This is a genomic window from Ferrimonas gelatinilytica (assembly GCF_039544205.1).
GTDB classification, from domain to species: Bacteria; Pseudomonadota; Gammaproteobacteria; order Enterobacterales; family Shewanellaceae; genus Ferrimonas; species Ferrimonas gelatinilytica.
On sequence record NZ_BAABLF010000017.1, the window covers coordinates 1 to 535 of the forward strand.

1 protein-coding gene is annotated in these 535 nt (G+C 50.7%); it reads right to left on the minus strand.

Features of this window, described 5'->3' with window-relative positions:
* On the minus strand, nt 1-512 hold a 512-nt coding region (locus tag ABD997_RS12075), incomplete at its 3' end, for a class I SAM-dependent methyltransferase (RefSeq protein ID WP_345317282.1).
* Between the last annotated feature and the right edge of the window lie 23 nt (nt 513-535).

Consider the following 535-nt stretch of genomic DNA (forward strand, 5'->3'; position numbering starts at 1 on the left):
CCGTTCTCTTCCCGAACTCCGTAAGGCTTAACAAGGCCTTTGCCAAGTTCGACTTGCTCGTAATCTCGGACGGTAATAAGGCAGCCGCCGCCTGGATTTAACTGGCCGTACATGCCCCTCAAAGCCTGAAGAATGTCTTCGTCAGTTAATAGGTGTGGCATCGAATTGTCTGCTGACAGAACAACATCAAATCCACCCTGATGATGAGACTGAATCTCCCTCATGTCGCAAACGGAAAACGGAATATGAAGCCCTTTAGCCTTGGCTTCACTGCGAGCACGAGCTATAGATTCCTTCGACAAGTCCGATGCTACGACATCAAAACCTTGCGAAGCCAAACCCAAAGCCTGCGTTCCAATGCCACACGACACGTCCAAGAGCTTTTGGACATCGCTGCCCCAACGCTCTCGAATCAGCGACGCGAGTTCCGCTCCCTGCTTGTCGATGCTGGCATGCCAATCCGGATAAATGAGGTGGTAAAACGGTGATAACCCGTCGTAGAAGTCTTGCACTTAACTTTCCAAATCTGCCTAAC